General features: G+C 46.2%; 7 protein-coding genes and 1 pseudogene. 3 read left to right on the top strand and 5 right to left on the bottom strand.

What is annotated here, in order from left to right:
• The 3 genes and pseudogenes from IM509_RS22215 to IM509_RS22205 form a co-directional block, all read right to left on the bottom strand.
• A pseudogene (locus IM509_RS22215) lies at positions 1 to 477 on the bottom strand (formylglycine-generating enzyme family protein); the annotation flags it as partial.
• A 232-nt stretch (positions 478 to 709) separates the two neighbouring features.
• Positions 710 to 1,882, bottom strand: coding sequence for a CBS domain-containing protein (locus IM509_RS22210; protein WP_052275230.1), 1,173 nt, complete (start codon positions 1,880 to 1,882; stop codon positions 710 to 712).
• Between the two features lie 238 nt (positions 1,883 to 2,120).
• Positions 2,121 to 2,561: a recombinase family protein gene (locus tag IM509_RS22205; protein WP_052275231.1), complete on the bottom strand. Its 441-nt coding sequence runs from the start codon at positions 2,559 to 2,561 to the stop codon at positions 2,121 to 2,123.
• Between the two features lie 274 nt (positions 2,562 to 2,835).
• On the opposite strand from IM509_RS22205, the gene trxA reads away from it, so the two are divergent.
• From trxA to IM509_RS22190, 3 genes are all read left to right on the top strand, one after another.
• Positions 2,836 to 3,162: a thioredoxin gene (gene trxA, locus IM509_RS22200; RefSeq protein ID WP_052275232.1), complete on the top strand. Its 327-nt coding sequence runs from the start codon at positions 2,836 to 2,838 to the stop codon at positions 3,160 to 3,162.
• An 83-nt stretch (positions 3,163 to 3,245) separates the two neighbouring features.
• Positions 3,246 to 3,572: a hypothetical protein gene (locus IM509_RS22195; protein WP_002751596.1), complete on the top strand. Its 327-nt coding sequence runs from the start codon at positions 3,246 to 3,248 to the stop codon at positions 3,570 to 3,572.
• Between the two features lie 51 nt (positions 3,573 to 3,623).
• Complete coding sequence (locus tag IM509_RS22190) at positions 3,624 to 4,241, top strand: CP12 domain-containing protein (protein ID WP_002790229.1); 618 nt, start codon at positions 3,624 to 3,626, stop codon at positions 4,239 to 4,241.
• Positions 4,242 to 4,431: 190 nt separating this feature from the next.
• Here the strand turns inward: IM509_RS22190 and IM509_RS22185 are convergent, their stop codons facing one another.
• Both IM509_RS22185 and IM509_RS22180 read right to left on the bottom strand, forming a co-directional pair.
• Entirely contained in the window at positions 4,432 to 4,755 is a 324-nt protein-coding gene (locus tag IM509_RS22185) for a Txe/YoeB family addiction module toxin (RefSeq protein ID WP_079207250.1), read from the bottom strand.
• A complete protein-coding gene (locus IM509_RS22180) occupies positions 4,745 to 5,029 on the bottom strand; it encodes a type II toxin-antitoxin system Phd/YefM family antitoxin (protein ID WP_002763754.1) in 285 nt (94 codons plus the stop codon). The genes IM509_RS22185 and IM509_RS22180 overlap by 11 nt, the downstream gene beginning before the upstream one ends.
• Positions 5,030 to 5,411: the final 382 nt, after the last annotated feature.

The following is a 5,411-nucleotide window of genomic DNA, read 5'->3' as shown; positions in this document are numbered from 1 at the left end:
GATTTTCTTGAGCATGAGCAAGCTGGCGCGACCAACAAGAATCACAGTGCGGAAAATCTGCTGTTTCTGTAGTCTCAGGGTATCTCGCAGGTCGGCCGAGCCGATGCTATTCTCCAAAGATTGGCGTTTTCGCTCTGTTTCTGCCAATTTCTGGCATTTAACCGCCACTGCCTCCTTGATTTCCTCGGTCAGTGACTGGAAAAACCGCCGGTATTCATCCTTATGGTCGGTGAGAAATCTGATTAACTGGTTATAGTCCTTGACTAATCTTTCTAATTCTTGAAAAGTTTCCTCGAAATTGAGGGGTTCTTCTTTTTTCCTCAATCCTAACCATGTATGGCGAACCCGTTTTCCGGTTTTAATCAGTTGCTGTCTTTCTTGAATCTGATCCTGCAAAACCAATAAATCGGGGCGATTTAGTTGGGGAAGTTGATAGGTTTTCCGATAAAGCTTGATTTTCGCCGTTTCTTCTGCCATCGCCTTGGTCGCTGAGGGTGAGTTTTTTCTATTTTAGCCTGATTTTTTGATCAGCTAAGACGTATCTTAACCGCCTATCCTTAAACCCCCCCCGATGTCGGTAGGGTAGATTCATAGTAGGATAGATTCATCGTAGGGTTGATTCATGAATCAACCCTACCCCGATGTCGGGGGTTTGGGGGTCTTGCCTCTTGCCTCTTCTCAACAAGCAATTTAAATTACGAACAGCTTACTAAGAGCTAATTTCACGACCGAGGTACTCAAGCTTATCGAGAACAGATTGAAGCAAAGATCGCCGCTGCTCGACGACAATATCTAAGTTAGCCAACATATACTTTACGTCTTTGTAGGCATTGTCCAGCAAGGTAAGTAATAACTCGCGATCGCCTGCGCTCTCTTTTTCTGATGGGGTGCGGGTCCGTTGGGGTAATAAGTCCGCTGGTGGAGAAGGAGGGAAGGGCGATCGCTCGGACTCTAGCTGTTGAATCGTTTGCTGTAAATTTTCAATCACCCCATACATTTCCATCGGGTCAAAAACCCTTAACAGACTGGTTTGTGTAACAATACCCAACCCCCGACCCCAGTTCCAAGAAACCACCAAACGCCCCACCCGCCGTTTTTGCATTTCCTGATGGGCCGTCCACAGGGAATCCTCGGGACTGAGGAGAAATAAGGGCGTACTCATCACCGTCTGGGCCCTAGTTTTGTGCAGATCGATTTGAACTGCTTGAAACTGGACAAGATCTCGCTCTGTCACAATACCAACAGGGTAGTCATTGTCTTCGGAATTTCTCTGGGTGATCACCACACAACTGACACGATGTTCCGCCATTAACTGGGCCAATTGCAGGACTGTGGCGGTGAGTGGGGCCTGTACCACTTGACTGGTCATCACATCCGATACGCGACGAAATCGCAATAGATTGGCCGGACGCAATATCTGGCGAATACTTTCATGGGATATCACCCCGACTAATTGTCCTTGGTCATCGACAATCGGCAAATGGCGAATGCGGTAGCGCCGAAACAAAAACAGGGCAGCAAAAATGTCTTGAGCAGATTGCTGGGGTAACGTGATCAGGGGATGCACCATCACATCAGCAACGGTTGTCTCAGTCAGGTTAATTCCTTGAGCGGTGAGTCGCACCACATCCCGTTCTGTCAAAATTCCTAATAGCTCTTGCCCTTGCACCACCAGCAGACAGCTAACACGCACCTCTCCGGCCGGAGCAGCTAGAGGGGATAGGTCATCGGTGAGTAAACACAGACGGTTATAGGCCTGGCCGATCATGGCGATCGCATCTGCCAGGGAAGTGGTTGGCGGCACCGTCAAGGGTTGGCGATTGATCGCCTTTTCCAGATCGGGGGCCCAACTCAGAGGTGTATCGAGGGACATCAGCACCATCCTGCGATCGCAAAGGACAAGATAGACAGAACAGTCACTGGGCAAAGAACCCAGACTCTCAGAGTTGCCAAAACCCGTTCTAAAACTATCTCAAAGTGTAGCGTCATTTAACTTTTTCCTAAAAGATGTAACGTTTTGTTACAATTTTTATTAAACTCGTAAAGATTTTAGACCCACTTCGGTGTATCATAGAGGGATGTAACAGGTTAAAGCCTGAAACTTTTTATTTAGCGGTTATTCAGCCTCTAATGGTTTCAGGGGCGGCATCACCAGACGCTGGGGTGAGTACTTCCGGGTTCTGGTCGGCCTGAAGGGTTACTCCGGAAATTCTGGACACCTTTCCATAAAGTCGATCCAGCACTCGCTTTACGGAAATACGCTGCCATGGTAGACCGCGTTTGGTGGTGTAGCCCTGTTCATTAAGCCAATCGGCGATCTTCTGCAAGGATTTCCCTGATTTGTGATGACGGCGAATCAGTTCAATGACCCGGCACTCTTCCGGATCATCCACTAATTCCCCATCGATCGATCGTTGTCCAAAGGCAGGGGAGCCGTAGCCCGCATAACCACCGTTGCTTGCTTTTGCTTGTCTGCCTTGTTCTAGCCGCTCCCAGGCAGATAAATCGTTGGAAGGGGTCGCTGTCATAGGGTATCTAAATGCAATAACTTGCAAAACCATATTATCGCAACTTAACGTCGCAAATTTGTTTTGATTGGGGGCAGCCGATGACGACTTACAAAGTAAAACCCCTGCATGAGCAGGGACTAGATGTCACCATCGATGTCTGGGACAACCAAACTATAGACGATACCCCCGGGAGGCGGACAAAGTTAAAGGGTCAAAGGCCAAGCATTTTTAGATGAGGAGCGGTTCAAAGCTGAATTTCTATTGTAAAACGCAGCGATCAGAGAATTTGTCCTAAGTTACACAGCATCAATCTGGAGATATAAACATGGGTACGGCTACATTTATTCAAGATGAAACTGAATTTGATTCCCTCTTAAAGAGTGAATCCCTGTTGGTGGTAGATTGCACAGCAACCTGGTGTGGACCTTGCAAACTGGTGGCACCGTTGATCGATCGATTGGCCGATGACTATCGCGATCGTGCCAAAGTCTTTAAACTTGACCTAGACAGTAACAAACTCGTGGCCAAACGCTTTGGGATTAGAAGTATTCCTGCTGTCATGGTATTTAAACAGGGGGAATTGATAGAAACATTAGTTGGGGTTAAACCCTATGAAGAATTTACGGAAGCCGTAGAACGACAATTACGGTGATAGTCTTCCACCGTTAACAAACACTCTGGGCAAACCTCCGACGTTGACCCTTTCCTTCTCACACCACTATTTAATTTTGAGGTATGGCGATGAACAAGCTTATAGAAATTCGGTGTCCTAACTGTGGCAGCGTAGCTCAACGGCTCTTGAGCGATCGCCTACCCGCAGGATATAAGTGTCCGGCCCGACAGGTTGCTCAGACGGAATGCCCAGTGTGTGATTATTTCATTGCCATGTGTTGGCAAAACGGCGCTGTGCTGGAGGCCTATGCTCCAGGCATTCAGGGGAACACAGCTGCGGCCATGCCGCCCCAGCCCCAACCAGCGATCGCCCATTGGTCTTTGTCATCTGTGTTCAAAGTGGCACTCAGCCCACAAGAGTCTAGGAAATTGCTATCGGGGCAACCCTAGTCAACTTTTGCGTTTATACCGGTCCTTTCATTTAACCAAACCAAACCATATATGCTACAAGCTCAAGAAATTATGACTCAAAACGTTGTCACCATTCGTGGTTCGGCAACGGTTGCCGATGCCGTGAAATTGATGAAAGAAAAAAAACTGCGGGGTTTGATTGTCGAACCGCGCCATGAACAGGATCCCTATGGAATTGTCACCGAAACCGACATCGTTTACAAAGTGGCGGCCTTTGGCCACGATCCTAAAACTATGCGGGTCTATGAAATTATGGCCAAGCCCTGTGTGGTTGTCAATCCCGAACTGGGGGTGGAATATGTGGCCCGGTTATTTGCTCAAACCCGCATTCGCCGCGCCCCAGTGATTCAGGGTAAAACTTTGCTGGGCATTATTTCTGTGAGTGATATTCTCTTCAAGAGCGATTTTGTCGAAAAGCCGAAGCGGTTGTTCATTGAAGATGAAATTGAAGCGGCTCGCGAAGACGCGCGGGCAATTTGTGCGGCCAAGGGTGAAACCTCTCCCGATTGCGCTGCGGCCTGGGATGTGGTGGAGGAACTCCAGGCCGAAGCCTCCCATCAACGGGTCAAAAAACAGGGGAGTAACTCATTTCAGGCTTACTGCGAAGCCAATCCCGATGCCTTAGAGTGCCGCATTTATGACGATTAAATCCTGGAGGAATGTAAAGATTTATTAAATTGTAACATAGGCTACAGCTTTGCTTGGTTTATTGTGTATTGCTTCACTGTCCTCCTTCTGTCTTGGGTTGGGCTATCCCTTAACCCAAGCTACGAGGGGGAACGGACTACGTTCCTTGTCCCCTTTCTCCTGTAACAGTTCTTGATGGGTTTGTCTGAGTTTAGCCTGATTGATAATGATAGCGAGCTTGTAAAAAATAAACCTTATTTCCTGTGACTTTATAAACTAAACGATGCTCTAAGTCGATCCGTCGTGACCAAGTGTCGGCAGCAATATACTTAAGAGGTTCGGGTTTACCCAATCCTGTAAACGGATCGCCATCCAAAATATCTGCCACTAAGTCTAAAATTTTATCGCCTTTTTTCGGTTCGTTCCGATACCACCAAGCTAAATCTGCTTTGAAATCAGGACTAAAAACGGGCAAATAACCATGAATAGGATTATTTTGAGGTTTATCTGGCTTATTTTCTCTTTTAGGACTCAATTCCTAACTCCTCTTTCAATTCAGCTAATGTTTGAGGAGTTGCATCTTCTGTCTGGGTCCATGCCAAAGAGCGAAATAAGCGTTGGGCATTTTCTGGCGAGCGCAATAAATAAACACACTCTAATAAACTGGAAAGCTCATCTTCAGCAATTAAAGCCACATTTTTCTGATTGCGACGCTTAATGACGATAATTTGAGATTCGTCACACACCTGATCTAAGAGACTGGCTAAATTCATTCTCGCTTGAGAGTAGGTGGTTTCTTTGCTTAACATGATTTTTGGGGGAGACTTGTACAACCTTATTGTACAATTCCACGCTCTTGAACTCCCCAAAAACCCCAAAATCTGAGTCGCTCGTTAGGGGGAGAAATATAAAGATTTATTAAATTGTAGCTTTTAATACAGTTGTGGGGGGGGGAATGTGTGTTGTTCTACTAAGCTAAAACGCACTTAAACCACCTAAAATAGAAATAGTAACTTGAGAAAAATCCTACTTATGCCAGCCAAAGATTTCCTAGACTTAGAAGAAAAGAAAAACGGCTCTTCTGGTTTTCGTGTGTTAATTTTTGTTATGAATTAAAGCAAGCAAACAGCTTAAGTCGAAGATGTTCAAAATTGGTAAATCCATAACTCATTCTTTTAATAAGCTTTATTT

Origin of the sequence: Microcystis sp. M31BS1 (assembly GCF_020245285.1) — a bacterium.
GTDB lineage: Bacteria > Cyanobacteriota > Cyanobacteriia > Cyanobacteriales > Microcystaceae > Microcystis > Microcystis panniformis.
The sequence above is the reverse complement of the archived record's forward strand: the minus strand, read 5'-3'. Positions and strand labels throughout refer to the sequence as shown.